This is a genomic window from Pseudomonas azadiae (genome assembly GCF_019145355.1).
Classification (GTDB): domain Bacteria; phylum Pseudomonadota; class Gammaproteobacteria; order Pseudomonadales; family Pseudomonadaceae; genus Aquipseudomonas; species Aquipseudomonas azadiae.
Genome location: NZ_JAHSTY010000002.1, coordinates 215,990 through 241,696, shown reverse-complemented (window position 1 = coordinate 241,696; position 25,707 = coordinate 215,990). Strand labels below are relative to the sequence as shown.

Below are 25,707 nucleotides of genomic sequence, written 5' to 3'. Positions count from 1 at the left end.
GCCTTATTGAAAAAAACGCGCTAGCTGGCGAACCGTCGCTCAGCTATTCCTTGCACGCCTAACCCGGTGATCGCGAACAGCGCGCCGCGCTGCTGGCCGTCCGCCGGAAAACGCGGCAGCGGCGGCTTGGCCATCGACGTCACAAACAGGGTGTCCAGGTTCGGCCCGCCAAAGGTCAGGCTGGTGACCTTTTTCACTGGCATCGCGATGATGCGGTCGACCTGGCCATCGGGGGTGTAGCGCACCAGCTTTCCGGCGTAGACCAGCGCTTGCCACAAGCAGCCTTCGGCGTCCACGGTGCAGCCGTCGGCGGCGCCACCCTCGCGGGTATCGACCTTGGCAAAGGTGCGGCGGTGGCTGACGTTGCCGCTGGCGAGGTCATAGTCATAGGCCCAGATCTCGCCGGACCAGGTGTCGCAGAAATAGAAGGTGTCTCCCGATGGGCTCCAGCACGGGCCGTTCGACACGATGATGCCTTCGTCCAGGGTGTGCAGGCTCAGGTCGGCGTCCAGTCTGTAGAGTCCGGCGCTGGCGCTGTCCTCCGAGGTGTCCATCGAGCCGAACACAAAGCGGCCCTGGCGATCGACCTTGCCGTCGTTGAGGCGGTTGCCTGGCAGGTGCGGTTCCGGGTCGATGACGAGGTTGAGGTCGCCGCTTTTGAGGTCGAGGGTGTGCACGCCGTTCTGCAGGGCGACGATGGCGCTGTCACCGCTGTGGCGCAGGGCCATGGAGCCGATTTTCTGGCCCACCTCCCAGGCGCGCAGCTCGCGGCCGTCGTCGGTGCAGCGCAGGATGCGGCCGTCGGCACTGTCGATCCAGTACAAGCGTTGTTGCTCGACGTCCCACACCGGGCCTTCGCCCAGGGTGGTCTTGACGTCGACAAGCACTTCGATACGCATGGTGATCCCCTTATTGTTGTTGTGCGGGATTCAGGCCGCGCTACGGCACGGCCTCTTGTGGTTAAAAGTTGACCTGATCGCGCCCTTTGAGCCCGAGGATTTCTCGCGCTTCATCCGGCGTGGCGACACGCTGCCCGAGCGCCTCGATCACCGTGCGAATGCGCCGCACCTGATCGGCGTTCGACGCCGCCAGCTTGCCGGGACCATCCCACAGCGAATCTTCCAGGCCGACCCGTGCGTTGCTGCCCATGGAAAGGCCCATGGTCGCCAGCGGAATTTGCCCACGGCCGGCGCCGAGGATCGACCACACATAGTCGTCGCCAAACAGGCGGTCGGCGGTACGCCGCATGTGCGCCAGATCTTCCGGGTGCCCGCCGATGCCGCCGCGCAGGCCGAACACCGACTGGATAAACAACGGCGGCTTGAGCAGGCCGCGCTCCAGGAAGTGCGCGGCGGTGTACAAGTGGCCAATGTCGTAGCACTCGATTTCAAAACGGGTGCGGTTCTCGGCGCAGGCATTGAGGATGTGGGTGATGTCGCGGAAGGTGTTGCGGAAGATCCGGTCGTCACTTTCTTCCAGGTAGGGGCGCTCCCAGTCGTGCTTGAACTCGGTGAAGCGGTTGAGCATTTCGTACAGGCCGAAGTTCATCGAGCCCATGTTCAGCGAGGCCAGTTCCGGCTTGAACTGCATCACCGGCTGCAGGCGCTCTTCCACGCCCATGGTCGGTGCGCCGCCGGTGGTGATGTTGATCACCACGTCGCTGGCGGCCTTGATCTGTGGCAAAAATTGCGCGAACAGCGCCGGGTCCTGGCTCGGGCGGCCATCGATGGGGTCACGGGCATGCAGGTGGACAATCGCAGCGCCAGCTTGCGCGGCGCCGAGGGCGGCATCGGTAATTTCCTGCGCGGTGATCGGTAAATGCGGCGACATCGACGGCGTATGAATCGCACCGGTGACGGCGCAGGTGATGATGACAGGACGATTTTTGGACATGACGAATCTCCGACTTTTATTCTTATGAAAAAAATCCTAGGTACAGCGCAATGGGTCTTGCGTGGCTTACAGGTACTCGACGTTACCGTCGACGCTGATCGCCTGGCCGGTCACGTTGCGGGCGGCGGGCGAACAAAGGAACAAGGCCATGGCGGCCACGTCTTCGGCGGTGACCATGCGCTTGAGGGAAATCTTGTCGAGGTACGCCTGGCGCATCTGGGATTCGGGCACGCCGACCTGTTCGGCACGGGCGCGGATCACGCCGTCCATGCGCGGGCCTTCGACGATGCCGGGCAGCAAGGCGTTGACGCGGATGTCGCTCTCGCCGAGCTCCGAGGCGAGGGATTTCATCAAGCCGACAATCGCCCACTTGGTCGCCGCATACGGGGTGCGCCAGGCGTAGCCCAAGCGCCCCGCCACCGAGGCGATATGCAGCAGATGGCCGTAGGACGATTGCTTGAGCATCGGCACCGCGTAATGGGCAAAGCGGTATTGCGCGGTGAGATTGATGTTGATGGTGGCTTGCCACTCGGCGTCGCTGATCACATCGATGCCGCCGGTGGGCCCGGCGATGCCAGCGTTGTTGACCAGCACATCGAGGCCGCCGAACTGTTCACGCTGCACCCGGAACACCGCTTCGATCTGCGCGGCATCGCTGACGTCGGCGCGGGTGGCGACGGTGCCTGGGTATTTGTCGCGAAACGCGGCCAGGGCCGGCTCGCTCACATCACACACATGCACCTGGGCACCGGCTTCCAGATACGCCGCCGCCAGCACTTCACCGATGCCGGCAGCCCCGCCGGAAATCAACACACGTAACCCGGGATAGGGCTGTAGCCGCTGTAGGACACTCATGCACGTTTACCTCCTGAAACAGACGACCGCGTACGGTCGCTCTTGACGAGCAGGCGCGCCAGGGAATCGGCGGCCTGCATGATATCGTCGGTCACCGCTGCGCGCGCGCCGGCGCCATCACGGGCGGCCAAGGCGTCGACGATGCGCGTGTGCGCTTCCATCGAGCGTTGCAGGTGAGCTTTATCCGGGGCGACCAGCGCAAAGCACGGGCCCATGTGCAGCCAGAAGTTTTCCACCGCCGCCATGGTCAATTCGGCCTGGGCCACCGCGTAAATGCGCCGGTGAAAAGCGAAGTTGGTCCAGAGATAGCGGGACACGTCCACCTCGTCGGCGGCGTGCTGCATCTGCTGGCAGAGGTCGGTGATTTCGTCGAGGTCGGCTGTTTTCAGGAGCAGCACGGCCTTTTCGGCCAGCAGCCCTTCAAGGGCGACCCGGGCATCGCGAATTTCGCGCAGGCGCTCGACCGTCATCAGGCGTACCCGCAGGCGGGAGGTCTCGGTGACTTCAAACGCGTTTTCGGCGCTAAGGCGTTGCAGCGCTTCGCGTACGGGCATCGGGCTGGAACCCAGGGCTTCGGCGAGGCCACGAATGGTGAGCTTCTGACCCGGCTGGAAGCGGCCACTCATCAGCGCTTCGCGGATCTGGCGATAGACCTGGTCTTGCAAGGTATCGCGGGAAACCTGACGCAGGGTGGGCAGGAGGAGCGGTCCATCTGTCATGAGGCAAAACCTGTGTTGTAGTTCTTATGGCTCCAATATGTGATCACAAATCAAATATGTCAAATAGTTTCCCAGTCATTGAGTAGAGGAGCGATCAACGTGTTGTCCGCGCGACGCATTGATAGCCAGCCAACATCAATCCATCCAAATTTGTCACTTATCATTTCTAAATGTGTCAGCCACTATCCCAGGTCTTAAGCGAAACAAGCACTTCAAAAAGAACGCTGGAGACACAAGACCATGACTAGCCCTACCCGGCCCCAGGCTGCCAGTTCGAAAGTTGGCGCGGTATTTCGCGTTACTTCGGGCAACTTCCTCGAACAGTTCGATTTCTTTCTGTTCGGCTTCTACGCCACCTACATCGCTGCCGCGTTCTTTCCCGCCGCTAATGAGTTTGCGTCATTAATGATGACCTTCGCCGTGTTCGGCGCAGGCTTCCTGATGCGCCCCTTGGGCGCGATTATCCTGGGGGCTTACATCGATGACGTCGGCCGTCGCAAAGGGCTGATCGTGACCTTGGCGATCATGGCCAGCGGCACGCTGCTGATCGTGCTGGTGCCCGGTTATCACACCATTGGTCTGTGGGCGCCGTTGCTGGTATTGCTGGGCCGCCTGCTGCAAGGTTTTTCGGCCGGCGCGGAACTGGGCGGCGTGTCGGTGTACCTGTCGGAAATGGCCACGCCGGGTCGCAAAGGGTTCTACACCAGCTGGCAATCGGGCAGCCAGCAGATCTCCATCGTGGTCGCCGCCGCGCTGGGGTATGGCTTGAACGTATGGATGGACCCGGCCGTGGTGGCCGATTGGGGCTGGCGCATTCCGTTCGCCCTCGGCTGCGTGATCATCCCGTTCATCTTTATTCTGCGTCGCAACCTGCAGGAAACCGAAGAGTTCGCCAACCGCAAGCACCGCCCGACCATGCGCGAAGTGCTGGCCACCCTGGTGAAGAACTGGACCGTGGTGATCGGCGGCATGTTGATGGTGGCGATGACCACGACGGCGTTCTACCTGATCACCGTATACGCGCCGACCTTCGGCAAAACCGTGCTGCAGTTGACCACCTCCGATGCGTTGCTGGTGACGCTGCTGGTGGCCGTGTCGAACTTTGTCTGGCTGCCGATCGGCGGCACCTTGAGCGACCGTTTCGGCCGGAAACCGGTATTGGTCGCCATGACCGTGCTGACCGTTCTCACCGCATACCCGGCCTTGTCCTACGTAGTGAATGCACCGAGCTTCAGCCATATGCTGGAAACCCTGCTCTGGTTCTCGTTCCTCTATGGCATGTACAACGGCGCGATGATCCCGGCCCTCACCGAAATCATGCCGGTGGAAGTCCGCGTGGCAGGCTTCTCCCTGGCCTATAGCCTGGCGACCGCGATATTCGGCGGCTTCACCCCGGCGATCTCCACCTGGTTCATCCACATCACCGCAGACAAGGCCTCGCCGGCCTACTGGATGATGTTCGCGGCGCTGTGCGCACTGTGCTCGACCCTGGCGCTGTACCGTCGCGCCAATGCCCGTGGGCAAGTGATGCAGGGGGCGGTGCAATGAAGCCTCTGTTCAACACCCTCGTCGCGCTGGCCCTTGGCGCCATCGCGCTGACGGCCCAGGCCGAACAGCTCACCGTGATGACTTCCGGTGGCTTCACCGCCGCGTATAAATTGCTCGGCCCGCAATACGCCCAGAAAAGCGGCGACACCCTCGACACCCTCCTCGGTCCGTCAATGGGCAAGGCGCCGGAAGCGATCCCCAACCGCCTTGCGCGTGGCGAACACGCCGACGTGGTGATCATGGTTGGCTACGCCTTGGATGAGCTGATCAAACAAGGCAAGGTCGACAAGGCTTCCCGCATGGAGCTGGCAGACTCGCGCATCGGCCTGGTGGTGAAGGAAGGCGCGGCGAAGCCTGCCATCGGCACGGTCGCCGAACTCAAAGCCGTGCTGAGCAAAGCCAAGTCCATCGCGTATTCGGACAGCGCCAGCGGTGTGTATGTCGAGAAAGAGTTGTTCAAAAAGCTCGGCATGCCGGCCAAAGGCACCATGATCGAACGCCTCCCGGTGGCTGAGCAGGTTGCCAAGGGTGACTACGAAGTGGGCCTGCAGCAGGTCGCCGAGTTGTTGCCGGTGCCGGGCGTGACCTACGTCGGCAAGATCCCGGAAGAGGTGCAATCGGTTACGCGATTTGCGGCCGGCGTTCCGGTGAACGCCGAACACCCGGATCGAGCCAGGGCGCTGCTGCAATTCCTGGCGTCGCCCGAGGCGCAACCGGTGGTGCAATCCACCGGCCTGGACTCGGTGTCACGCTGACCGAAACGGCATCTCGCGCACCAACCGCTCCAACTCCAGCGCCGCTGGCGGCAAGGTCCGCCCGCGGCGTTTTATCAAGCCCACGTTACGCATCACGTGGGGCTCCACCAGCGGCACACTCACCAGAATCGGGTGTTCACCCGCCGGCATCGCAATCGATGGCACCATCGCCACCCCCAACCCCGCCTCCACCAACCCGATCATGGTGGTCACGTGGTGCGTCTCGCAGAGACTCGGCTTTTTCACGCGCACACCGCGCAACGCCTGGTCCAGCAGAAAGCGGTTGCCCGAGGTTTTGTCCACGGTGATGTAGTCATGCTCGTAGGCTTCGGTCCAGGTCACGCTTTCGCGCCGGGCCAGCGGATGGTCACGACGACAGGCCAACACATAGCGTTCCTGCAGCAACAGTTCGAACTCGACTTCATCGGCCAGGCTGCCGCTGAAACTCACGCCGAAATCCGCCTCGCCACTGGCCACCGCATTGCAAACCTCGCCTGCGCTGGCGTCCAGCACCCGCAGGCGAATCTTCGGATACAGCTTGTGGAATTCGGAGATCACGTGGGGCATGAAGTAGTACGCGGTCGAGGGCACGCACGCGATGGTGACATTGCCCATGCGCGTGGACGCGACATTGCTGATGCCCATCAGCGCGACGTCGAGGTCGTCCAGCATGCGTTCGACTTTCGGCAGGAAAGCGCGGCCGACCATGGTCAGGCTGACGCGCCGGGTGGTGCGTTCGAACAGCTTCACATCCAGGGCGGTCTCGAGCTTTTCGATGCGTCGGCTGAGCGCCGGTTGCGAGATCCGAATGGCCTCGGCGGCGCCGCGAAAACTGCCCTTGTCTACCACGGCGCGGAAGGCTTGGAGGTCGTTGAGGTCGAAGTTGATGATCACGGCAGGCAAACCAGGGTGGTCGAGATGGCGGGCATTATCGTATGGGAGCGGATGGGGCGCCATGTGTGCCGGGAGCGGTTGGCGCGAATAACCTGGCTACAACCATGAAGTCATACCTATCAGCGGGTTATTGGCGGTGCGCGACTATGCGTTGGCCGAAGCGTGCGGCACAGGCAAAACCTGTGCGACTTCGGCAGGAAAAGCCTGCGAAATACTTCTAAATCCCTCAATTTAGTATAAATTGCGTGCAGCTTATCCAAGGCACTCAAGGAGGTCACCGTGGCAACTCTGCAAACGAACACAATCCAGGCACTGCACGAAAATCGTATCGCGCTCCTTGACGAATGGAACACCAGCCTTGAGGCTTCGGGTGCGACGCGTAACGTCAAGGGCGACGATGTCAAACAGCAGACCCGTGAATTCCTCGGGCTGCTGAGCGCCGCCCTGCAACAAGGCGGCTCGCAAAATATCAACCACGAAAACTGGGCGGAAACCCGGATTTTCCTGGAGAAACTGTCCCACAGCCGTGCCCTGGCCGGGCAGGACTCGCAACAGACCGCCAGCTTCATTTTCGCCCTCAAGGGACCACTGTTCGCATTGCTGCAGCGCGAATACGCCGAGCAACCGGCGCAACTGGGCGAACAACTCTGGGAAGTCTCCGAGCTGCTCGATGCGCTGGGCATGCACACCATCCGTACCTTCCAGAAATCCCGTGAGTCGGTGATCAAGCGCCAGCAGGAAGAACTGCTGGAACTCTCCACCCCGGTAGTCAAATTGTGGGATGGCGTACTGGCCCTGCCGATGATCGGCACCCTGGATTCGCAACGCACCCAGGTCGTGATGGAATCGCTGCTGCAACGCATCGTCGACACCGGCGCGGAAATCGCCATCATCGATATCACCGGCGTGCCGACCGTCGATACCCTGGTGGCCCAGCATCTGCTGAAAACCGTGACCGCCATCCGCCTGATGGGCGCTGACTGCATCATCAGCGGCGTACGTCCGCAGATCGCCCAGACCATCGTGCACCTGGGCCTCGACCTGCAAGGCGTGGTAACCAAAGCCAACCTTGCCGACGCATTGGCCTTGGCGCTCAAACGCCTGGGCGTCAACGTCATCAAGGCTGTTTAAGCATGGAACGCATCCCTATTTTGCAGATGGGTGAGTTTTTACTCGTGACCATCCAGGTGGACATGCACGACCAACTCGCGCTGACCTTGCAGGACGACCTGTCCGAGCGTATCAGCCGTACCTCGGCGCGCGGCGTGCTCATCGATATCTCGGCGCTGGACATGGTCGACTCCTTCATCGGCCGCATGATCGGCACCATCTCCGGGCTGTCCCGGATCATGGATGCACAAACCGTGTTGGTGGGCATGCAGCCTGCGGTTGCCATCACCTTGGTGGAGTTGGGCATGACCCTGCCCGGCGTCGCGACCGCCCTTAACGTCGAGCGCGGCATGAAGCTGTTACGCGACCGGGTAGAACACTCATGAGCCAAGCCAGCAGCGGCACACACCCTGTGCTGATAGAACAGGACGTTGTGCTGGCTCGACAATTGGTACGAAAACTGGCCCAGGACTGCGGCATGCGCCTGATCGACCTGACCAAACTGGTTACGGCGGTCAGTGAGTTGGCGCGTAACACGGTGGTCTATGGCGGCGGTGGTTATATGGACTGGGCTGTGATCGAGAAAGACCACCGCCCCGGTGTACGCCTGACGTTTCGCGATGAAGGCCCGGGCATTCCCGACCTCAAGCTGGCGATGACCGACGGCTGGACCTCCGGCAGCGGCCTTGGCCTGGGGCTCACCGGCGCCAAGCGCCTGGTGGATGAGTTTGAACTGGACACCGAGCCTGGCAAGGGTACCCGCGTGACGATCACCCGATGGGCCTGAATATTCCCAGCGCGCTGACGCAAGTGCTCTTGATTGAAGATACCAGCCAGATCGGCCACGCCCGACGCACGGCGCAGCAGTTCTCTCAATCCCTGGGCTTCGATGAGACCGATGCGGGGCGCGTGGCGCTGGTCGCCACCGAGCTTGCCAGCAATATCCTCAAACATGCCACCCACGGTGAATTGCACCTGCGCGCCACCGGCAACGGCGGCGTCGAGATGATCGCCATCGACCGTGGGCAAGGCTTTGATATCAACAGCGGGTTGGTCGACGGTTTTTCCACCGGAGGCACCCAAGGTATCGGGCTGGGGGCAATATCACGCCTGGCGCAGGTGTTCGATGCGTACGCCGATCAGCGCGGCGCGGCGATACTGGCCAGGCTGACACCGCGCGCCGTCACGACCCCGGATATTCGCTATGGCGTCAGCCAGCACTCGCTGCATAACGACCCTCACTGCGGTGATGCCTGGCACCTGGCGATCGAACCTGGACGGTTCAGTGTGATGATGGCCGACGGCCTCGGCCATGGCGAATACGCCGAGCAGGCCGCCCGAGCGGGAGAGGAGGTGTTTGCACAGAGCGCCTTCGTGGATTCGACGGTTTTGATGAACGACATGCACGTCGGCATGAACAGTACCCGTGGTGCCGCCATGGCGGTGGCGCAGTACGATGCCGTGGCCGACACGCTCCGGTTCACCGGCGTGGGCAACATCGGCGGCAGCCTGATCGGGCCTGACAAGTCGCGCGGCCTGGCGTCCCACCCGGGCATCATCGGCGTGCAGTTTCGCAAGGCACAACCCTTCGACTATGCTCAGGTGGCCAATCAGCTGCTGATTCTTTACAGCGACGGCCTGCAATCACGCTGGAATCTTTCGGACTACCCAGGGCTCGTCCACCGCCACCCTGCCCTGATCGCCGCCATCCTGCACCGTGACTTCTGCCGCGGCCGGGATGACGTTACCGTCTTCGTGATTGCCCTGGAGGCCATCGATGGCTGACACCACTGCCTCGCTCGCCGCTGAAATCCAACGCCTGCGCCAGGAAGCGGATGCCCTGCGCACGGAATTGGATGAAACCAACCAGGGCGTGCTGGCGCTGTATGCCGAACTGGACATGCAAGCTGACCAACTGCGTCAGGCGTCAGACCTCAAGAGTCGCTTCCTGTCGTACATGAGCCATGAGTTCCGCACGCCGCTGGGCTCGATCCTGAGCATCACCAGCCTGCTTGCCGACGAGCTGGACGGCCCGCTGAGCCCGGAGCAACACACTCAGGTGGGGTTTATCCGCACCTCGGCAAGCGAATTGCGCGAGATGGTCGACGACTTGCTCGACCTGGCCAAGATCGAGGCCGGGCGCATCACGATTTCGCCGGCCTGGTTCGATATGTTCGACCTGTTCTCGGCGTTGCGCGGGATGTTCCGCCCGATTGTCGACGCGTCATCTGTGGACCTGATTTTCGAGAAGCCGTCCGGCTTGCCCAAGCTCTACACCGATGACAAGAAACTCGCGCAGATCCTGCGCAACTTTATTTCCAATGCCCTGAAATTCACGCTGCAGGGTGAAGTCAGGGTCTCGGCGCGCATGGAGAGCGAACACGAGATCCGTTTTGCGGTGCGGGACACCGGCCTGGGCATACCCGCCGAGTTGCACAACAACCTGTTCGAAGACTTTTCCCAGATCGACTCCCCCCTGCAGAAACGCCTGCGCGGCACCGGCCTGGGCCTGTCCCTGTGCAAGCGTTTCGCCGAGTTGCTGGGTGGCCGGGTCGGCGTTGAAAGCACGCCCGGCGTGGGCTCGCTGTTCTTTGTGGTTATTCCTCTCTCCATCTCCAGCGAGAACGTCGATGAAACGTGACATCCAACTGCTGATCGTCGACGACAACGCCGCCACGCGCTACGCACTGCGCCGACGTCTCGAACGCCATCACTATAAGGTGCTTGAGGCCGGTACGGGGCAGGACGGGCTGGACCTGATCGCCAGTGGAAAAATCGATGCGCTGATCCTCGACGTCAACCTGCCGGACATGAGCGGCTTCGATATCGTGCGCCGTTTGCGCACCGACCCGAACACGGCCTTGCTGCCGGTGGTGCACGTTTCGGCGGCCTCCATCGAGACCGGCGACATCATCACCGGCCTGGACGCTGGCGCGGACGCCTACTTGATCCACCCGGTGGACCCTGACGTCTTGCTGGCAACGCTGCGCACCCTTTTGCGCGTGCGCGATACCGAATACGCGCTGCGGGAGAGCGAGGCGCGTTTTCGCGAGATCTTCTTTAATATCAGCGCGCCGATTGCCGTGATCGACGCACAACTGAAGGTGCACGAATGCAACCATGCGTTCGCCCAGTTGATTCACGACAACCTCAACCCCGATGCGCTGCTGGAATGCTTTGCCGGCGACCAGTACGCGGTCATCCAGGAACTGTGCCTGCGCCTGGCCGCCGGTGAACGCTGGAAAGGCACGTTGCAGATGAAAGTCGACGGCCAACTGCGTGAAACCGAATGGCAGATTTCGCCCTATGACCGTGCCGAACTGAGCCTGGTGTTTGTCGAAGACGTCACCGAACACCGTCATCGCGAACGTCACCAACAGGCCGAACTCGCCAACGCCGCAACGCGCCTGGCACGCACCGAAGCGCAGCTGCTGCAGGCGCAGAAAATGGATGCCCTGGGCAAACTCACCGGCGGCATCGCCCATGACTTCAACAACCTGCTCACCGGTATCATCACCAGCCTGGAACTGATCAAGAAGCGCATCGAAAGCCAGCGTACCGATAAGGTCCTGGGCTATGCCGATGCCGCGCTCAGTTCAGCCCTGAGCGCCGCCGGCCTGACCAACCGCCTGCTCGCGTTTGCCCGCCAGCAGCCGCTGGACACGCGCCCGATCGACATCAACGCACATATCCGCTCCCTGGAAGAATTGCTGGTGCGCACCATCGGCGAACACATCGCCCTGAAATTGGAGCTGACCAACAACTCTGCCGTGGCGATGGTCGACCCGATCCAACTGGAAAGCGCGGTGCTGAACCTGGTGATCAACGCCCGAGATGCGTTGCCCAAAGGCGGCAACATTTGGGTGACCACCTACCCTGCCTACTCCAACGGCAACCTCAAGCTGGAAAACGGTCCGTACATTGCGCTGTCGGTACGCGACAACGGCGTGGGCATCGAGCACAGCGTCATCGACAAGGTGTTCGACCCTTTCTTCACCACCAAGCCGGTGGGCCAGGGCACGGGCCTGGGCTTGTCGACCATCTACGGTTTTGCACGCCAGTCCGGCGGTGATGCGCAGATCCGCAGCGTCACCCGCCAGGGCACTGAAGTGACGATCATGCTGCCGGCCGCGGACGGTCCGGCCTCGGTGGCCACCAGGACGCTGGCCAAGCCAGGCAAAAGCCATGGTGAACACATACTGATTGTCGAAGACATGCCCTCGGTGCGCAGCTTTGTCGCCGAAGTACTGGCAGACGCCGGTTACCAGTGCAGCCTGGCGGCCGACGGTGACGAAGCGATCGCAATCTTGAAGACCGACCTGACGATCAACCTGCTGCTCACCGATGTCGGCCTGCCCTACATGACCGGCCGCGAACTGGCTGACTTCGCCCGTGGCCTGCGCAACGATTTGCCGATCCTGTTCATGACCGGCTACGCCGAGAATGCAGCGAATCGGCAAAACTTCCTGGGTGAACGCATGGACCTGATCACCAAGCCGTTTCACATCGATGAACTGCTTGAGAAGATTCGCCAGGGCTTGGAGGCGAAGTCCTGAGCGCTGCTGATTACAGCTGAAACCGCGCCACCGCTTCATTCAGCGAAGCCGCCAACTGCGCCAGTTCGCGGCTCGATCCATTGATCTGCCCGGCGCCGGACGAGGACTGGGCAGACAAGTCGCGAATGTTGACGATGTTGCGGTCGACTTCCTTGGCCACTTGCGCCTGCTCTTCCGCAGCGCTGGCAATCACCAGGTTACGTTGGTGGATCTGATCGATGGAGTCGGTGATCTGGCTCAACGCGCCACCCGCCCCTTCGGCCAAGGCCAGGGTATCGGTGGCGCGCTGGGTACTCGACTGCATTGAAGTCAGCGCGTGATCCGAGCCTGTGCGCATCGCTGTGACCATCTGGTCGATTTCCAGGGTGGATTGCTGGGTACGGTGCGCCAATGCGCGCACCTCGTCGGCAACCACCGCAAAGCCGCGCCCGGACTCACCGGCTCGCGCAGCCTCGATGGCGGCATTGAGGGCCAGCAGGTTGGTCTGTTCGGCAATGGAGCGAATCACGTCGAGCACCTTGCCGATATCACGCGATTGTTCGGCGAGGTTCTGCACCAGCGTCGAGGTTTCACCTATGTTCGTGCTCAGGGCCTGGATGGCGCTGACGGTTTCGCCAACGCGATGCTGACCTTCGCGCGCCGTTTCATTGGAGACACGCGTGGACTCTGAGGTGGAGACTGCGTTGCGCGCCACTTCATCGGCGGCAGAGGTCATCTCGTTGACGGCGGTAGCGGCCTGTTCGATTTCGGCGGTCTGCTTTTGCAGGCTGCGGCTGCTTTGGTCAGTGATGCCATTGAGGTCAGTGGCGGCTGAGGCCATCTGCCCCGCCGACTGGCGGATCAACTGCAAGGTCCCGCGCAGGTTGGCCTGCATGGTCTTGAGGGCAACCAGCAGCCGCGTCACTTCGTCGTCACCGGTCACGTCCACCGTCTGCGTCAGGTCGCCTTGAGCCACGTTCTCGGCAGCCCTCACCGCATGGCTCAGCGGACCGACAATGCTGCGCGTCAGCAGCCACGCCAGCGCCACGGTGCTCAAAGCGGCCAGGAGTACGAAGCCAAACACCATGGTGCGCGAGCGGCTGTACTGCGACTCGGCCAGTTGGCCCTGCTGGTTGATCTGCGCGTTGTAATAGTCAGCCAGGGCATTGAGCTGCGCACCGGAGCCATCGATCACGGTTTTCATGTCCACCAGCAACAGCTTGTTGAGCTCGGCGCCCTGCTGCTTGTCGGCAAGAACAAAGGACTGGGCCAACCCCTGCTGGTACTGACGCAGCGAACCCTGGAATTGATCGTAGAGCGCGCGCACTTGCGGGGTATCGATGACCGCATCGAGTTCGGCCAGCCTTTTGGTCAGGTCCTGGCTGCGGGTGTCCATCTGGCTGCGGTATTGCGGGATGCTCGCCGGGTTCGGGTCCAGCGCCATGCGCAACGAGATCGTCCGAATGCGCAGCATGATTTCGCGAATGTCCGCCACCAGCCGCATCTTGGGCACCAGCCCGCTTTCAACCTGCACCGCACTGGCGCGGATGCTCGCCATATTCGACAGCGCAAAAAAACCCAGCAGGGCTACAAGCAAAGCGATCAAGGCAAAACCCAGACCCGCACGGCGAGCGATGGACAGGTTGCGAAGGGACATTTCGGGAGGATCTCTTATTGGGGATATGACGTCGTATGAGAGGGTTTCGGCCTGCGGGGGCGGGACTTTAGCGAATGGCAGAAAGTAATACTGATCGTTTCTTTCGAATTTTAAACCGACGCATCCCTGGCACCCTTTGAGTGTTCGATAAGCACGCAGAGCACCGCACATTTGAAGATTTGCCTGACGTAGTTAACAGACGCGTCCTTCTACGGGGGCCTTGAAGGGATTGATGTCTAACACATAGAGTTCCGTGCGTACTCCGACCAAGCTGCAGTTTGATCAGCTAATATCCCGACATTGACGACTGCGATTGAGCGTCGCATCGATTGCACTGATGATTACTATCGAACCGAGCGCCTGCTCAATTACCACAACAGGTTTCTATAATCGGCTCCAAATTCCCTCCCCTTCGCCTGGCTTCAGGCGACGTTCACCCCGGAACCTGACTCCATGCCAAGTGCCACCCAGGCCCCTCGCGGCCTTCCCGAACATAATCAACAGAGTGTCAAACAGCAGTGGCTGGCGATCCTCTCGGTCGCCGTGGGCGCCTTCGCCCTGGTGACCAGCGAGTTTCTGCCGGTAGGCGTGCTCAACGACGTTGCGAGCGACCTCGGCATCAGCGCCGGCCACGCGGGCCTGATGGTGACATTGCCCGGCATCATGGCCGCCCTCGCCGCGCCGCTGCTGTCTGTAGTCATTGGCAAGATGGATCGCCGCTATCTACTGATCGGACTGACGCTGGTCATGATCATCGCCAACCTGGTCGTGGCCTTCGCCAGCGACTTCAGCCTGCTGCTGTTCGGCCGCGTGTTGCTGGGCATCAGCATCGGTGGTTTCTGGGCGACCGCCATCGCCCTCAGCGGCCGCCTGGCGCCCAAGGGCGTGGACGTCGCCAAAGCCACCTCGATCATCATGATGGGCGTCACCCTCGCCACCGTACTGGGCGTCCCCGTCGGCACCTGGCTGAGCGGCCTGATGGGCTGGCGCATGACGTTCCTGGTCACCGCGTTGGTGGGGATACCGGTCCTGCTCGCGCAGGTATTCCTGTTGCCTCGGCTCCACCCGGAGAAAGCCATTCTTGTCAGAGACCTGCCGGCGTTGTTTATCAACCCACGCGCTCGGGTTGGGCTGATCGCCGTATTGCTGATCGGCCTCGCGCACTTTGCCGCCTACACCTATGTCGCGCCGTTCTTCAAGAACAGCGCCGGCTTCGACGGGCCGACGATCGGTTCGCTGTTGCTGATGTTTGGCGTGGCCGGGGTCGCGGGTAACATTTTCGCCGGTTTCGCCGCCAACCGCAGCGTACGTCACACCCTGCTGCTGGTCGCGCTGATGATCGGCACCAGCACCGCCCTGTTCCCCTACTTCGCCACCGGCATGATCGGCGCCACGATGCTGATCGCGCTATGGGGCTTCGCCTTCGGCGCCTTCCCGGCATGCGCCAGTATCTGGATGTTCGTGGTCGCGCCCAAGGATGTGGAACGTGGCATGCCGCTGTTCGTTGCGTTGTTCCAGGTGATTATCGCGCTGGGGTCGTTCTTTGGTGGGCAGATCGTCGACCACCTGGGCACCTCAGTGTTGTTGAGCCTGGCGACGGCGCTGGTGGGCGTGGGTTTTGTCACGGTGTTGGTGCTGGGGCGTAACATCAGCAATCGCATGGTGGCGCAGCCGGCCTGACCCATGTCCTCCAAAGGCTCAAAATGCTCCCTGTAGTGAGCGGGCTTGTCCCGCGCTGGGCTGCGCAGCGGCCCCAAACCAGGCGACTTGGTTCTATCTGGTACTCGGCGCTGTCTTTATTGGGGCGGCTTCGCCACCCAGCGCGGGACAAGCCCGCTCACTACAAAGCCTGCCGAGCGTTGAGCTCAGCAGGATTTTCTGTTTCAGGAGCAAGTGTTTATCCGGCTGTAGGGAAAGCACGCTCCAGGACTGAATCCACCAATGCCTGGGCGTTCTCGATCAATTGAGCCAAGGCCATGATCACGGGTGACTGCCTGCTGTCTGGATCTTCAGCGCATTGGTAGGCAGTTTGGAGAGCGGACGAGAGAATTTCGGAGGCGTTTGTCAGGGCTTCTTCGGTGCCGACATCATCGGCTACGCAAAAGATCTTGGCGAATGCCTTTCGCTATAGAGAGGTTCAGTTGGATTAGCGGTGATTTTTTTTATGATGTAACTCCACGTTATGAAGGAGCTACCACTCCTGCTGTCAAACAGGTTTGGGTGGCAGCTGTACGCGGGTTGACAGACCGGAAACGTGGGCACCCGGCGCACCCGAAGGTGCCCCACGCACAGCCGCCATAACAGGTGGGCACAGACAAACGTCTGAAACCAGTTTGGGGATGCGCAGAGTCGCACGTTATTCGGTCTGTCAAAACCGGTCGCCATAAGGGCGACGGCGGAAGGTTAGCGCCCTGCCCCAGCCAACGCAACCCTGCTCGGGAACTGCCGATCCTGCACAACGTAAGCGGCTATTTCGGAAAGGCTTGGTAACGACAAATCGCCTACCGAAACTTGAGCAACGGCGCCTCTGAGCTAGCCTGAAAAAGGTCGCCGTGTGGCGACATAATTGCCAGGAAGGTTATATGCCAACGAGATACCGTGATGCGGTTACAGGGGAATACGTGACAGAGGGTGAGGCAAAGAAAAGGCCAAGGGAGACGGTTAAGGAGACGGATAAAAAGCCGCCAGCCAAACCGAAGTCTAAGAAGTGGCTGGGTGTACCGAGTCCTTAGTTAAAATGTGCGAACTGAATGCCAGGAAATCGCCCAGGTGCTGAGTAATGATCGCAACCGTGATCGGCAGCTGAAGCGTTTGATACTCATGCACGGCGATATTGCGGAAGCCGACCATATTTTTCAGGTTGGTCAACAAAGACGGGCTCATCCAGCCGCCCTGGGCCAGCAGTTCGAACACGTCGCGTGCGCCTTGGGGAACGCCGAGGCGCTCACGACGAATCAGATGTTGCCCCATGTCCAGCGCGGCCTCACAGGCACGCTGAATATTGAGAATGGCCGCATCCTGACGAGTGAAGTCAGTGGCAAAACTGGCAGGATCCTTTTCGTATTCCTCCCTGGCACGTGCAACACAACGCTCAATACTGGCAGCCTTGTTGATGAGTACGTCATCGACCATATACCGTCCCGTCCTTATGAATGTCGGCTAGCAGCCCGGCTCTGGCAGCATCCAACGCCGTTTTCTCGCTGAGAATATAGCTCTCAAAAATACCCGCCTGGCTGTCCTTCCTCCAGAGCAGGCGCCCTGTCGTTATGACTTGGTATTGCATGACGGTTGATGCAGTACGCAAGTCCAACAAATCGACAGGTACTTTCACGATATCCGCCAGCTCTCCAGATAGACGCCACAACTGCAGTGGGTCAATACGCCCCTCAACCAGAGCAGCCAGGTCAAGGTCACTGTCTGCCTGTGCCTCGCCCGCTACCTGGCTGCCAAACGCGTACACCGCCAACAGACCAGGGAGGTTCGCCCGTAAATGCGTGAGCACTGTTTCAAAGTTCATGATCGACCCGCATTGGCATCCGGTGATGATGACCGTAGCAGAATTCACCTGACCCTTTCTGCTACAAAAACAAAAACCCCCAACAACATTTAAGTTATTGGGGGTTCTCGTTTACAAATAATGGCGGAGAGATAGGGATTCGAACCCTAGGTACCGGTGAAGGTACAACGGATTTCGAATCCGTCCCATTCGGCCACTCTGGCATCTCTCCAACGGCGCGCATCATAACAGCATGATTCGTGGATGCAAAGCGCCGAGGCGATTTTTTTCCGTGCTATCAGATGCTTGCGTCGATTAAAGCGGTACGCCGAGGCGCTTGGCGACTTCTTCGTAGGCTTCGATCACGTCACCGAGGCCCTGGCGGAAGCGGTCTTTGTCCATCTTCTTCTTGGTGTCCTTGTCCCACAGGCGGCAGCCGTCCGGGCTGAATTCGTCGCCCAGGACGATGGAGCCGTCGTGGAACACGCCGAATTCAAGCTTGAAGTCCACCAGCAAGAGGCCTGCATCGTCGAACAGCTTGCTCAGCACGTCGTTGACCTTGAGGGACAACTCCTTCATGCGCGCCAGTTGCTCAGCGGTGCCCCAGCCGAACGCCACGACGTGGGATTCGTTGATGAACGGGTCGCCCTTGGCGTCGTCCTTCAGGAACAGTTCGAAGGTGTAGGGGTTGAGCTTGAGGCCCTCCTCCACGCCCAGGCGCTTGACCAGGCTGCCGGCGGCGTAGTTACGCACGACGCATTCCACCGGGATCATGTCGAGCTTCTTCACCAGGCACTCGTTGTCGCCCAGCAGTTTGTCGAATTGCGTCGGAATGCCGGCCGCTTCGAGCTTTTGCATGATGAAGGCGTTGAACTTGTTGTTCACCATGCCTTTGCGATCGAGCTGTTCAATGCGCTTGCCGTCGAACGCCGAGGTGTCGTTGCGAAACAGCAGGATCAGGCGGTTGGCGTCGTCGGTCTTGTACACCGACTTGGCTTTGCCGCGGTAGAGTTCTTCACGTTTTTCCATGATGGGCTCCGCTTGCTAAATGGTGGGCTAGGCGATGTGTCGCCAGTCGAGCCCTGAATCTTGATCGGCCAGTTGCAGCCAGTCCGGGTCGCACCCGAGGGTGTCGACAAAACATTGCCGGGCAAGCGTCGGCAGGTTGTTCTTGCTGCTCAGGTGGGCCAGGACCAGGTGTTGCAAGTCTTGCCAGCCCAACTCATACACCAGGTACGCCGCCTGATGGTTGTTCAAATGCCCCCGTTCGCCGCCCACCCGCTGCTTGAGAAAGTACGGGTAATGCCCGCGCGCCAGCAGGTCTCGGCAGTGGTTGGACTCGATCATCAGCGCATCGAGGTTCCGGTAACCGTCCAGCACCTTGGCGCAGTAGGAGCCCAGGTCGGTGAGTACGCCGAAGCGCCGCTCGCCATCACTGAATACGTACTGCGTCGGCTCCTGGGCGTCGTGCGCAACGGCAATGACATCGATGCCCAAGGCACCGATCTGCAGTTGCTCGCCACCGGCCAGGAAACCTGCGGGTTCAATGGGTTTGCGCATCCCGCGCAAGGTGCCGCGACTGAGGTAGACCGGAAGATTGTAGCGCCGAGACAGCAAACCCACGCCATGCACGTGGTCGGCATGCTCGTGGGTCACCAGAATCGCGCTCAGCTGCGTGGGGTGAACCCCCAGCCGCAGCAGGCGCCGCTCGGTTTCCCGTAGCGAGAAACCACAATCCACCAGCACATAGGTCTCGTCATGTGCGACCAGCGTGCCGTTCCCTTGGCTACCGCTGCCGAGAACGGCAAAACGCATCGGATCAGCCCAGGTTGTCCTGAATCACGCCCAATACTTTGCGCGCTGTTTCAGCGGGCGCAACGGTATTGATGTTCTTCTCGACGGTGACTTGCACGGCGTCGCCTACCTTGCTCAAACGAACCTGGTAACGCTCGGCGCGGGTCTCGATCTCTTCCTTGGTCGGCTGGCTGCCGAACAGCTTGCCGAAGAAACCGGGCTCTTCATCTTTACGCTCGGCCTTCTCGGCCACGTTGATGTAGTACAGGCCCAGGCTGCGGTTGATGTCTTCAACGCGCCATGGGCCCTGCTCCAGCGCACGGCCAACACTGGCCCAGGCACGGTCGAGGTCTTCACCCAGGTTGAGCACCACGTTACCGCTGCCATCTTCGGTGAGGCTGACACGGCTCGGGGTGTCGTAATCACGTGCGGCGAGCAGGGATACGGAACCGCCCTTCTCGGAGATACGGCTCATGCTGGCCAGCATTTCGTCGACCAATGCGGAGTCGACGCCGCTGTTGACCGAACGGTTGGTGAAATCAACGTTGGCGGTGCTGCCGGCAGGACGCTCGGCGCTGACCACGTAGACTTCACTGGTATTGCGCTGCACGCCTGGCTCGATGCGCACACGCACGCGGGCTTCGCTGTCGGCGGCTACACCGCCGGCCTGCAGACGCTTGGCCAGGGTGGCCGACAGTTCGCTGCCCTGCTGCCATGCGGTGGTGAATTCACCGGTCTGCGGGCGCTGTTCGTCGATGCGGAAACCATTGTCCTGGAAGAACTGCACGGCCACCGGCCAGACTTCGGCAGGCGGGCGCTGGGCCACGATCCAGCGGGAGTCGCCGCTCTTCTGCAGGCTGTAGTCGCTGGCATCCGCCACGGAAGCGATCGGCTGCGGACGCGGTACCACGTACTCGCCCCTGGTGGTGTCGTCGGCGACGTTGCGCGGAATCGGCAGCAACGGGTCAAGGCGCTTGGCGACATTGACGCCCGGCGGCAATTCCATGGGTTTAGTGGGTTGGGCTTCCAGGTAATCGCTACCGCGGTCACGGAAGTAGCCTTCCGGCCCCCAGATCCAACCGCAGCCACTGGTGCTGGAGATAATCAAGGCAAGTGCGGAAAGTCCGGCCAATCGCTTCATGCGTAGTGCTTCCTCAATTAAACCAGGACGCCGGACTGGCGCAGGGCCTGTCGCAGCGGTTCGTGACAGGCTTCACTGAGACGGGTGAGCGGCAGACGGATACCGTCCGGCATCATGCCCATTTCAGTCAGCGCCCATTTCACGGGAATAGGGTTGGATTCGATAAACAGTGTCTTGTTGAGCGGCATCAGCTTCTCGTGGATCGCGCGGGCGGTCACGGCGTCGCCGGCGATGGCGGCGGCGCACATGTCGCTCATGGCACGCGGGGCCACGTTGGCGGTCACGGAGATGTTGCCTTTGCCGCCCAGCAGGATCAGTTCCACGGCGGTGGCGTCGTCACCGGAATACAACAGGAAGTCGCTGCTCACGCCGGCCAGGATGTCCTTGGCGCGCTGCAGGTCACCCGTGGCTTCCTTGATGCCGATGATGTTCGGCACGGTGGACAGGCGGATCACGGTCTCGGCCTTCATATCGCACGCGGTACGACCCGGTACGTTATAGAGGATCTGCGGAATATCGACGGCTTCGGCAATGGCGCGAAAGTGCTGGTACAGGCCTTCCTGCGTCGGCTTGTTGTAGTACGGGGTCACCAGCAGGCAGGCATCGGCGCCGGCCTTTTTGGCGTTTTTGGTCAGCTCGATGGCTTCACGCGTCGAGTTGGCGCCCGTACCGGCGATCACGGCGATACGTCCCGCAACGCGCTTGACCACGAACTCGATCACCTGGATGTGTTCTTCCACATCGAGGGTGGCCGATTCACCGGTGGTGCCGACCGCCACGATGGCATTGGTGCCTTCTTGCAGGTGGAAGTCCACCAGTTTGCCCAGGCTGTCCCAGTCGAGACGACCTTGTGCATCCATGGGTGTGACCAGTGCCACCATACTGCCCGCAATCATGCAACCGCTCCTGCCGGAAAAAGAGAGCGGTAATGGTACTGGCGCCAAGATGCTTGCACAAGCGAAGTACCGCCTGAGGATGCGTTCTGGCGCAACTAAACGACAGGCAAGGCCATCATTGGACCAAAGCACGTGCTGAAGCACGATGAAATAGGACCGATCACGCAATGAAAACGCCACCTCCTATCCCTTGGCGGCGCTTTTCGCTACCCTTCATCCTTTGATCGATACGGCCTCACAGTATCGACCGCTCATCGTTTTAGGAAGGCTGCATGTCCACCCCCACAGTTCGCGAACAATTCCTTGTTATCAGTGCCCTCGGCGCCAACCCCATGGAGCTGACCAACGTGCTGTGCCGCGCCAGCCATGAAAACCGCTGCGCCGTCGTAACCTCGCGCCTGACCCGCCACGGCGAGTGCAGTGCACTGGTCTTGCAGATCTCCGGCACCTGGGATGCCCTGGCGCGCCTGGAGACCGGCCTGCCGGGCCTGGCCAAGAAGCACGACTTCACGGTCAACGTGGTGCGCAGCGCCGCCCTGGAGAATCGCCCACAGGCCCTACCCTACGTGGCGTATGTCAGCTCGGCCTATCGTTCGGACATCGTCAACGAACTGTGCCAGTTCTTTATCGACCACAACGTCGAGCTGGAAAACCTGACCTGCGACACCTACCTGGCCCCGCAGACCGGCGGCACCATGCTGAACGCCACGTTCACCGTAACCTTGCCGGCCGGCGTGCAGATCAGCTGGCTGCGCGACCAGTTCCTGGATTTCGCCGATGCGTTGAACCTCGACGCACTGATCGAACCCTGGCGCCCACAGAACCCAATGTAAGGAAGTTTTCATGGCGGTAGTCATTGATACACCGGTCGCCGATTTCGAAGCCCAGGCCACCAGCGGCCAGACCTTCAGCCTGGCCGCCCTCAAGGGCAAACAGGTGGTGATCTACTTCTACCCGAAAGACAGCACGCCGGGCTGCACCACGCAGGGCCAGGGTTTTCGGGACCAGCATGAAGCGTTCAAGGCGGCCAACACCGAGGTGTTCGGCGTATCGCGCGACAGCCTGAAGTCTCACGAGAACTTCAAGGGCAAACAGGCATTCCCCTTCGAGCTGATCAGCGACAAGGATGAAGCGGTTTGCCAGCTGTTTGATGTGATCAAACTCAAGAAGCTATACGGTAAGGAATACCTGGGTGTGGATCGCAGCACCTTCCTCATTGACAAGGACGGCGTGTTGCGCCAGGAATGGCGCGGCGTGAAAGTGCCGGGGCATGTGGAGGCTGTTCTGGCCGCGGCCCAGGCGTTGAACAAGGCCTGAATTTCGCTCTGGAGCGAGCTGTTGTGGCGAGCGGGCTTGCCCCGCGTTGGGCTGCGCAGCAGCCCAAAACCAGCCTCTGCGGAGTGTCTGATACACCGCATGCGTCTTGCATAGGGGTGCTTCGCCCCCCAACGCGGGGCAAGCCCGCTCGCCACAAAAGGCCCGCTCGCCACTGGTTTGCCGCGCGACAGAATTATAATAACGGTGCTACAACCGGCTCCTTGCGCGGCCACGCATCCAGCACGGCCTTGAACAGCGTCGCCAGCGGTATCGCAAAAAACACGCCCCAGAATCCCCACAGCCCCCCGAACAGCAGCACCGCGCAGATGATCGCCACCGGGTGCAGATTGACGGCCTCCGAGAACAGCAGCGGCACCAGCACGTTGCCATCCAGCGTTTGGATGATCCCGTAGACCGCCATCAAATAGATGAACTGGTCGCTCCAGCCCCACTGGAACAGTGCGATCAAAGTCACGGGTACCGTCACCACCACGGCGCCGACGTACGGCACCACCACCGAAACCCCCACCAGCAGCGCCAGCAAAGCCGCGTAGTTCAGGTCCAGGGCAATAAAAGCGATGTAGGTCACGCCCCCGCAGATAATGATCTCGATGACCTTGCCGCGAATATAGTTGGCGATCTGCCGGTTCATTTCCTCAGCCACGCGAGTGATCAGCGCACGTTCGCGCGGCAGGTAGCCACGTACCCAGCGGCCGATCATGACGCGGTCCTTGAGGAAGAAGAACACCAGGATCGGCACCAGCACCAGGTAGATCATGATGTTGACCAGCAGCGGCAGGCTGGACAGGGAAAAGGTCAACGCCCATTGCCCGAATTTTCCGATCTCACCGCGCGCCACTTCGATGGCTTGCAGCACTTGTTCATCCGAGACCAGGTGCGGGTAGCGCTCCGGCAACAGCAGCAGCAGGGATTGCCATTTGGCGAGCATGCCCGGCAATTCATTGAACAGGGTGATCAGTTGGTGCCATAACAACGGCAGCACCACCACGATAAACAGCACCAGCAGGCCCATGAACAAAGCGAACACCAGCCCCACGGCGACCGCGCCCGGCAAGCGCAAGCGTTCCAGGGAGGTGACCAGGCCCTGCATCAGATACGCCAGCACCATCCCCGCCAGTACCGGCGCCAGCATGCCACCCAAGGTGAGCACGGCCGTAAAGGCCAGAAACAGCAGGACCGCCAGCACCACCGCTTCTTCATCGGAGAAGTAGCGCTGAATCCAGTCTCGTAACACTTTGAACATCAATCAACCTCGGAGGGTGGGCAAACGGTTCAGGCCTTGCGCAACCAGTAACGGTACACACCGGCGGCGTCTTCTTCATGCAACAGGGTGTGGCCGGCCAGCTTGGCGAACGTGCGAAAATCCCGCTGGGAGCCGGCATCCGTCGCGATCACCTTGAGCACCGCGCCACTGGCCAAGCGATTGAGCTCCAGCTTGGCCTTGAGCAAGGGTAACGGGCAATTGAGGCCGCTGGCGTCAAGTTCGGCATCAAAGGCTACAGCGTCGGTCATGGTTTAACTCCGGGCACGCATGGGGGCGCTTAGAATATCTGGTCCGAAGCTCAGTGTCCGGCTACAGTAAGCTCTTTGTCGAAAGGCCCTGTGCATGACTTTTTTGCGCCCCACCCTGCTGACGCTGGCTTGCCTGCTGGCCTCCCCAGGCTTCGCTGACGACCTGCCGTCACTTGGCGACGCCAGTTCTGCCATTGTCTCGCCACAACAGGAATACCAGTTGGGCCGCGCATGGCTGGCCTATCTGCGCGGGCAGGTCTCGCAACTGAACGACCCGCAGCTCAAGGATTACGTCGAAACCAGCGTGTACAAACTGGTGGAGACCAGCCAGGTCAATGACCGGCGCCTGGAGTTCATCCTGATCAACAGCCCGCAACTCAACGCCTTTGCGGCGCCAGGCGGCATCGTGGGGGTGAACGGCGGGCTATTTCTCAATGCCCAGACCGAAGGGGAGTATGCCTCGGTGCTGGCCCATGAATTGGCGCACTTGTCCCAACGTCACTTCGCTCGTGGCGTGGAAGCGCAGCAGCGCATGCAGATCCCAATGATGGCTGCCCTGCTTGGCGGTATCATCGCGGCGGCGGCAGGCGCTGGCGATGCCGGCATCGCGGCGATCGCCGGCACCCAGGCCGCCGCGATCCAGGAGCAGCGCAGGTTCTCTCGGCAAAATGAACAAGAGGCCGACCGCATCGGTATCGTCAACCTGGAAAAGGCCGGCTACGATCCACGCTCCATGCCGACCATGTTCGAGCGCCTGGGCCGCCAATACCGCTTCGACGCCAAGCCACCGGAGTTCCTGCTGACGCACCCGGTCACCGAATCGCGTATCGCCGACACCCGCAACCGTGCCGAACAAGCCAAACCGGGCGGCAAGGAAGACAGTCTGCGCTATCAATTGATTCGCGCACGGGTGCAGTTGCAGTACGAAGACACCTCAGGCCTGGCCGCCAAGCGCTTCCAGGCGCAACTGGACGAGAACCCGAAAAACGATGTGGCGCGTTACGGCCTGGCCATCGCTCAGATCAAAGCCTCTCAGTTCAAGCAGGCGCGGGACAGCCTGGCGCCGCTGCTGGCCAAGGCGCCAAACGACATCACCTACAACCTGGCGCAGATCCAGCTGGATATCGACAACAATCGCCTGCCTGATGCCCAGCAACGCACGGATCGGCTGCTCACCCAGTATCCGGGCAACTATCCGCTGAATCAGATTCGGGTCGACCTGTTGCTCAAGCAGAACCGCACCGCCGATGCCGAGAAAGCCTTGGACGCACTGCTCAAATCCCGCCCAGACGATCCCGACGTCTGGTACCAGGTCGCCGAAACACGCGGCTTGTCCGGCAACATCATTGGCCTGCATCAAGCGCGTGCCGAGTACTTCGCGCTGGTGGGCGATTTCCAGCAAGCGATCCAGCAATTGGATTTTGCCAAGCGCAGGGCCGGCAGCAATTTCCCCCTGTCTTCCCGTATTGACGCACGCCAGCGCGAACTGATCGAGCAGGAACGCCTGGTCAAAGGGATGATGAGCTAAACCCATCGCGCACAAAAAAGCCCCGCTTTCGTTAAA

General features: G+C 61.1%; 27 protein-coding genes and 1 tRNA gene. 12 read left to right on the top strand and 16 right to left on the bottom strand.

Annotated elements, in window-relative coordinates:
- Nucleotides 1-20: 20 nt before the first annotated feature.
- From KVG91_RS17495 to KVG91_RS17480, 4 genes are all read right to left on the bottom strand, one after another.
- Nucleotides 21-899: an SMP-30/gluconolactonase/LRE family protein gene (locus KVG91_RS17495; RefSeq protein ID WP_169376460.1), complete on the bottom strand. Its 879-nt coding sequence runs from the start codon at nt 897-899 to the stop codon at nt 21-23.
- A 61-nt stretch (nt 900-960) separates the two neighbouring features.
- Complete coding sequence (locus KVG91_RS17490; RefSeq protein ID WP_169376459.1) at nt 961-1,893, bottom strand: BKACE family enzyme; 933 nt, start codon at nt 1,891-1,893, stop codon at nt 961-963.
- A gap of 66 nt (nt 1,894-1,959) precedes the next feature.
- Complete coding sequence (locus KVG91_RS17485; RefSeq protein ID WP_169376458.1) at nt 1,960-2,748, bottom strand: SDR family oxidoreductase; 789 nt, start codon at nt 2,746-2,748, stop codon at nt 1,960-1,962.
- A complete protein-coding gene (locus KVG91_RS17480) occupies nt 2,745-3,467 on the bottom strand; it encodes a GntR family transcriptional regulator (protein WP_169376457.1) in 723 nt (240 codons plus the stop codon). Before KVG91_RS17480 ends, KVG91_RS17485 begins: the two co-directional genes overlap by 4 nt.
- A 240-nt stretch (nt 3,468-3,707) precedes the next feature.
- Here KVG91_RS17480 and tcuC point away from each other — a divergent pair, with 240 nt between their 5' ends.
- Both tcuC and KVG91_RS17470 read left to right on the top strand, forming a co-directional pair.
- The gene (gene tcuC, locus KVG91_RS17475) at nt 3,708-5,015 is read left to right on the top strand and encodes an MFS transporter (RefSeq protein ID WP_169376456.1); all 1,308 of its coding nucleotides are present in this window, start codon (nt 3,708-3,710) and stop codon (nt 5,013-5,015) included.
- The gene (locus KVG91_RS17470) at nt 5,012-5,770 is read left to right on the top strand and encodes a substrate-binding domain-containing protein (protein ID WP_169376455.1); all 759 of its coding nucleotides are present in this window, start codon (nt 5,012-5,014) and stop codon (nt 5,768-5,770) included. Before tcuC ends, KVG91_RS17470 begins: the two co-directional genes overlap by 4 nt.
- Here the strand turns inward: KVG91_RS17470 and KVG91_RS17465 are convergent.
- The gene (locus KVG91_RS17465; protein WP_169376454.1) at nt 5,762-6,664 is read right to left on the bottom strand and encodes a LysR family transcriptional regulator; all 903 of its coding nucleotides are present in this window, start codon (nt 6,662-6,664) and stop codon (nt 5,762-5,764) included. The genes KVG91_RS17470 and KVG91_RS17465 overlap by 9 nt on opposite strands.
- 279 nt (nt 6,665-6,943) lie before the next feature.
- On the opposite strand from KVG91_RS17465, the gene KVG91_RS17460 reads away from it, so the two are divergent.
- Genes KVG91_RS17460 through KVG91_RS17435 form a run of 6 tightly spaced genes read left to right on the top strand, consistent with a single transcriptional unit; the run spans nt 6,944 to nt 12,330 of the window.
- On the top strand, nt 6,944-7,795 hold the full coding sequence (locus KVG91_RS17460; RefSeq protein WP_169376453.1) for an STAS domain-containing protein: 852 nt from the start codon (nt 6,944-6,946) through the stop codon (nt 7,793-7,795).
- A 2-nt stretch (nt 7,796-7,797) separates the two neighbouring features.
- Nucleotides 7,798-8,160, top strand: coding sequence for an STAS domain-containing protein (locus KVG91_RS17455; protein ID WP_017254285.1), 363 nt, complete (start codon nt 7,798-7,800; stop codon nt 8,158-8,160).
- Nucleotides 8,157-8,561: an ATP-binding protein gene (locus KVG91_RS17450; protein WP_076950232.1), complete on the top strand. Its 405-nt coding sequence runs from the start codon at nt 8,157-8,159 to the stop codon at nt 8,559-8,561. The genes KVG91_RS17455 and KVG91_RS17450 overlap by 4 nt, the downstream gene beginning before the upstream one ends.
- Nucleotides 8,552-9,559, top strand: a complete 1,008-nt coding sequence (locus tag KVG91_RS17445) for an ATP-binding protein (RefSeq protein ID WP_178115128.1) — start codon at nt 8,552-8,554, stop codon at nt 9,557-9,559. Before KVG91_RS17450 ends, KVG91_RS17445 begins: the two co-directional genes overlap by 10 nt.
- Nucleotides 9,552-10,415, top strand: coding sequence for a sensor histidine kinase (locus KVG91_RS17440; RefSeq protein ID WP_169376452.1), 864 nt, complete (start codon nt 9,552-9,554; stop codon nt 10,413-10,415). The genes KVG91_RS17445 and KVG91_RS17440 overlap by 8 nt, the downstream gene beginning before the upstream one ends.
- Nucleotides 10,405-12,330 (top strand): response regulator, encoded by a 1,926-nt coding sequence (locus KVG91_RS17435; RefSeq protein ID WP_169376451.1) that lies wholly within the window; start codon nt 10,405-10,407, stop codon nt 12,328-12,330. The genes KVG91_RS17440 and KVG91_RS17435 overlap by 11 nt, the downstream gene beginning before the upstream one ends.
- A gap of 10 nt (nt 12,331-12,340) precedes the next feature.
- Here KVG91_RS17435 and KVG91_RS28220 read toward each other — a convergent pair whose 3' ends face one another.
- Nucleotides 12,341-13,966 (bottom strand): methyl-accepting chemotaxis protein, encoded by a 1,626-nt coding sequence (locus tag KVG91_RS28220; RefSeq protein ID WP_169376450.1) that lies wholly within the window; start codon nt 13,964-13,966, stop codon nt 12,341-12,343.
- A gap of 453 nt (nt 13,967-14,419) precedes the next feature.
- Here KVG91_RS28220 and KVG91_RS17425 point away from each other — a divergent pair, with 453 nt between their 5' ends.
- Nucleotides 14,420-15,646 (top strand): MFS transporter, encoded by a 1,227-nt coding sequence (locus tag KVG91_RS17425; protein ID WP_169376449.1) that lies wholly within the window; start codon nt 14,420-14,422, stop codon nt 15,644-15,646.
- 217 nt (nt 15,647-15,863) lie between these two features.
- Here the strand turns inward: KVG91_RS17425 and KVG91_RS17420 are convergent, their stop codons facing one another.
- The 8 genes from KVG91_RS17420 to dapA form a co-directional block, all read right to left on the bottom strand.
- A complete protein-coding gene (locus KVG91_RS17420; protein ID WP_169376469.1) occupies nt 15,864-16,073 on the bottom strand; it encodes a DUF6124 family protein in 210 nt (69 codons plus the stop codon).
- Between the two features lie 593 nt (nt 16,074-16,666).
- A complete protein-coding gene (gene hepT, locus KVG91_RS17415) occupies nt 16,667-17,098 on the bottom strand; it encodes a type VII toxin-antitoxin system HepT family RNase toxin (RefSeq protein ID WP_169376448.1) in 432 nt (143 codons plus the stop codon).
- A complete protein-coding gene (gene mntA, locus KVG91_RS17410; protein WP_169376447.1) occupies nt 17,088-17,483 on the bottom strand; it encodes a type VII toxin-antitoxin system MntA family adenylyltransferase antitoxin in 396 nt (131 codons plus the stop codon). The genes hepT and mntA overlap by 11 nt, the downstream gene beginning before the upstream one ends.
- Nucleotides 17,484-17,604: 121 nt before the next feature.
- Nucleotides 17,605-17,694 (bottom strand) — tRNA-Ser (locus KVG91_RS17405).
- An 83-nt stretch (nt 17,695-17,777) separates the two neighbouring features.
- The gene (gene purC / locus KVG91_RS17400; protein WP_027604309.1) at nt 17,778-18,491 is read right to left on the bottom strand and encodes a phosphoribosylaminoimidazolesuccinocarboxamide synthase; all 714 of its coding nucleotides are present in this window, start codon (nt 18,489-18,491) and stop codon (nt 17,778-17,780) included.
- Between the two features lie 27 nt (nt 18,492-18,518).
- A complete protein-coding gene (locus KVG91_RS17395; protein ID WP_169376446.1) occupies nt 18,519-19,277 on the bottom strand; it encodes an MBL fold metallo-hydrolase in 759 nt (252 codons plus the stop codon).
- Between the two features lie 4 nt (nt 19,278-19,281).
- Complete coding sequence (bamC, locus tag KVG91_RS17390) at nt 19,282-20,397, bottom strand: outer membrane protein assembly factor BamC (RefSeq protein ID WP_169376445.1); 1,116 nt, start codon at nt 20,395-20,397, stop codon at nt 19,282-19,284.
- 17 nt (nt 20,398-20,414) lie between these two features.
- Nucleotides 20,415-21,293, bottom strand: coding sequence for a 4-hydroxy-tetrahydrodipicolinate synthase (gene dapA, locus KVG91_RS17385; RefSeq protein WP_169376444.1), 879 nt, complete (start codon nt 21,291-21,293; stop codon nt 20,415-20,417).
- A gap of 272 nt (nt 21,294-21,565) precedes the next feature.
- On the opposite strand from dapA, the gene KVG91_RS17380 reads away from it, so the two are divergent.
- Both KVG91_RS17380 and KVG91_RS17375 read left to right on the top strand, forming a co-directional pair.
- A complete protein-coding gene (locus tag KVG91_RS17380) occupies nt 21,566-22,126 on the top strand; it encodes a glycine cleavage system protein R (RefSeq protein ID WP_012722773.1) in 561 nt (186 codons plus the stop codon).
- A 10-nt stretch (nt 22,127-22,136) separates the two neighbouring features.
- A complete protein-coding gene (locus KVG91_RS17375) occupies nt 22,137-22,610 on the top strand; it encodes a peroxiredoxin (protein ID WP_169376443.1) in 474 nt (157 codons plus the stop codon).
- Between the two features lie 193 nt (nt 22,611-22,803).
- Here KVG91_RS17375 and KVG91_RS17370 read toward each other — a convergent pair whose 3' ends face one another.
- On the bottom strand, nt 22,804-23,874 hold the full coding sequence (locus KVG91_RS17370; RefSeq protein WP_169376442.1) for an AI-2E family transporter: 1,071 nt from the start codon (nt 23,872-23,874) through the stop codon (nt 22,804-22,806).
- A 29-nt stretch (nt 23,875-23,903) separates the two neighbouring features.
- Nucleotides 23,904-24,143: a sulfurtransferase TusA family protein gene (locus KVG91_RS17365; protein WP_010212198.1), complete on the bottom strand. Its 240-nt coding sequence runs from the start codon at nt 24,141-24,143 to the stop codon at nt 23,904-23,906.
- Nucleotides 24,144-24,237: 94 nt separating this feature from the next.
- Between KVG91_RS17365 and KVG91_RS17360 the strand changes: the two genes are divergently transcribed.
- Nucleotides 24,238-25,671 (top strand): M48 family metalloprotease, encoded by a 1,434-nt coding sequence (locus tag KVG91_RS17360; protein ID WP_169376441.1) that lies wholly within the window; start codon nt 24,238-24,240, stop codon nt 25,669-25,671.
- Nucleotides 25,672-25,707 lie beyond the last annotated feature (36 nt).

Excerpts from the sequence above, each read along its gene's own strand:
- KVG91_RS17445 (WP_178115128.1), top strand. The coding sequence starts at position 8,552 with ATGGGCCTGAATATTCCCAGCGCGCTGACGCAAGTGCTCTTGATTGAA.
- bamC (WP_169376445.1), bottom strand. The coding sequence starts at position 20,397 with ATGAAGCGATTGGCCGGACTTTCCGCACTTGCCTTGATTATCTCCAGC.
- tcuC (WP_169376456.1), top strand. The coding sequence starts at position 3,708 with ATGACTAGCCCTACCCGGCCCCAGGCTGCCAGTTCGAAAGTTGGCGCG.
- mntA (WP_169376447.1), bottom strand. The coding sequence starts at position 17,483 with ATGAACTTTGAAACAGTGCTCACGCATTTACGGGCGAACCTCCCTGGT.
- KVG91_RS17440 (WP_169376452.1), top strand. The coding sequence starts at position 9,552 with ATGGCTGACACCACTGCCTCGCTCGCCGCTGAAATCCAACGCCTGCGC.
- KVG91_RS17455 (WP_017254285.1), top strand. The coding sequence starts at position 7,798 with ATGGAACGCATCCCTATTTTGCAGATGGGTGAGTTTTTACTCGTGACC.
- KVG91_RS17435 (WP_169376451.1), top strand. The coding sequence starts at position 10,405 with ATGAAACGTGACATCCAACTGCTGATCGTCGACGACAACGCCGCCACG.
- KVG91_RS17470 (WP_169376455.1), top strand. The coding sequence starts at position 5,012 with ATGAAGCCTCTGTTCAACACCCTCGTCGCGCTGGCCCTTGGCGCCATC.
- KVG91_RS28220 (WP_169376450.1), bottom strand. The coding sequence starts at position 13,966 with ATGTCCCTTCGCAACCTGTCCATCGCTCGCCGTGCGGGTCTGGGTTTT.
- KVG91_RS17425 (WP_169376449.1), top strand. The coding sequence starts at position 14,420 with ATGCCAAGTGCCACCCAGGCCCCTCGCGGCCTTCCCGAACATAATCAA.
- KVG91_RS17490 (WP_169376459.1), bottom strand. The coding sequence starts at position 1,893 with ATGTCCAAAAATCGTCCTGTCATCATCACCTGCGCCGTCACCGGTGCG.
- KVG91_RS17370 (WP_169376442.1), bottom strand. The coding sequence starts at position 23,874 with ATGTTCAAAGTGTTACGAGACTGGATTCAGCGCTACTTCTCCGATGAA.
- KVG91_RS17450 (WP_076950232.1), top strand. The coding sequence starts at position 8,157 with ATGAGCCAAGCCAGCAGCGGCACACACCCTGTGCTGATAGAACAGGAC.
- KVG91_RS17395 (WP_169376446.1), bottom strand. The coding sequence starts at position 19,277 with ATGCGTTTTGCCGTTCTCGGCAGCGGTAGCCAAGGGAACGGCACGCTG.
- purC (WP_027604309.1), bottom strand. The coding sequence starts at position 18,491 with ATGGAAAAACGTGAAGAACTCTACCGCGGCAAAGCCAAGTCGGTGTAC.
- dapA (WP_169376444.1), bottom strand. The coding sequence starts at position 21,293 with ATGATTGCGGGCAGTATGGTGGCACTGGTCACACCCATGGATGCACAA.
- hepT (WP_169376448.1), bottom strand. The coding sequence starts at position 17,098 with ATGGTCGATGACGTACTCATCAACAAGGCTGCCAGTATTGAGCGTTGT.
- KVG91_RS17485 (WP_169376458.1), bottom strand. The coding sequence starts at position 2,748 with ATGAGTGTCCTACAGCGGCTACAGCCCTATCCCGGGTTACGTGTGTTG.
- KVG91_RS17480 (WP_169376457.1), bottom strand. The coding sequence starts at position 3,467 with ATGACAGATGGACCGCTCCTCCTGCCCACCCTGCGTCAGGTTTCCCGC.
- KVG91_RS17495 (WP_169376460.1), bottom strand. The coding sequence starts at position 899 with ATGCGTATCGAAGTGCTTGTCGACGTCAAGACCACCCTGGGCGAAGGC.
- KVG91_RS17360 (WP_169376441.1), top strand. The coding sequence starts at position 24,238 with ATGACTTTTTTGCGCCCCACCCTGCTGACGCTGGCTTGCCTGCTGGCC.
- KVG91_RS17375 (WP_169376443.1), top strand. The coding sequence starts at position 22,137 with ATGGCGGTAGTCATTGATACACCGGTCGCCGATTTCGAAGCCCAGGCC.
- KVG91_RS17365 (WP_010212198.1), bottom strand. The coding sequence starts at position 24,143 with ATGACCGACGCTGTAGCCTTTGATGCCGAACTTGACGCCAGCGGCCTC.
- KVG91_RS17380 (WP_012722773.1), top strand. The coding sequence starts at position 21,566 with ATGTCCACCCCCACAGTTCGCGAACAATTCCTTGTTATCAGTGCCCTC.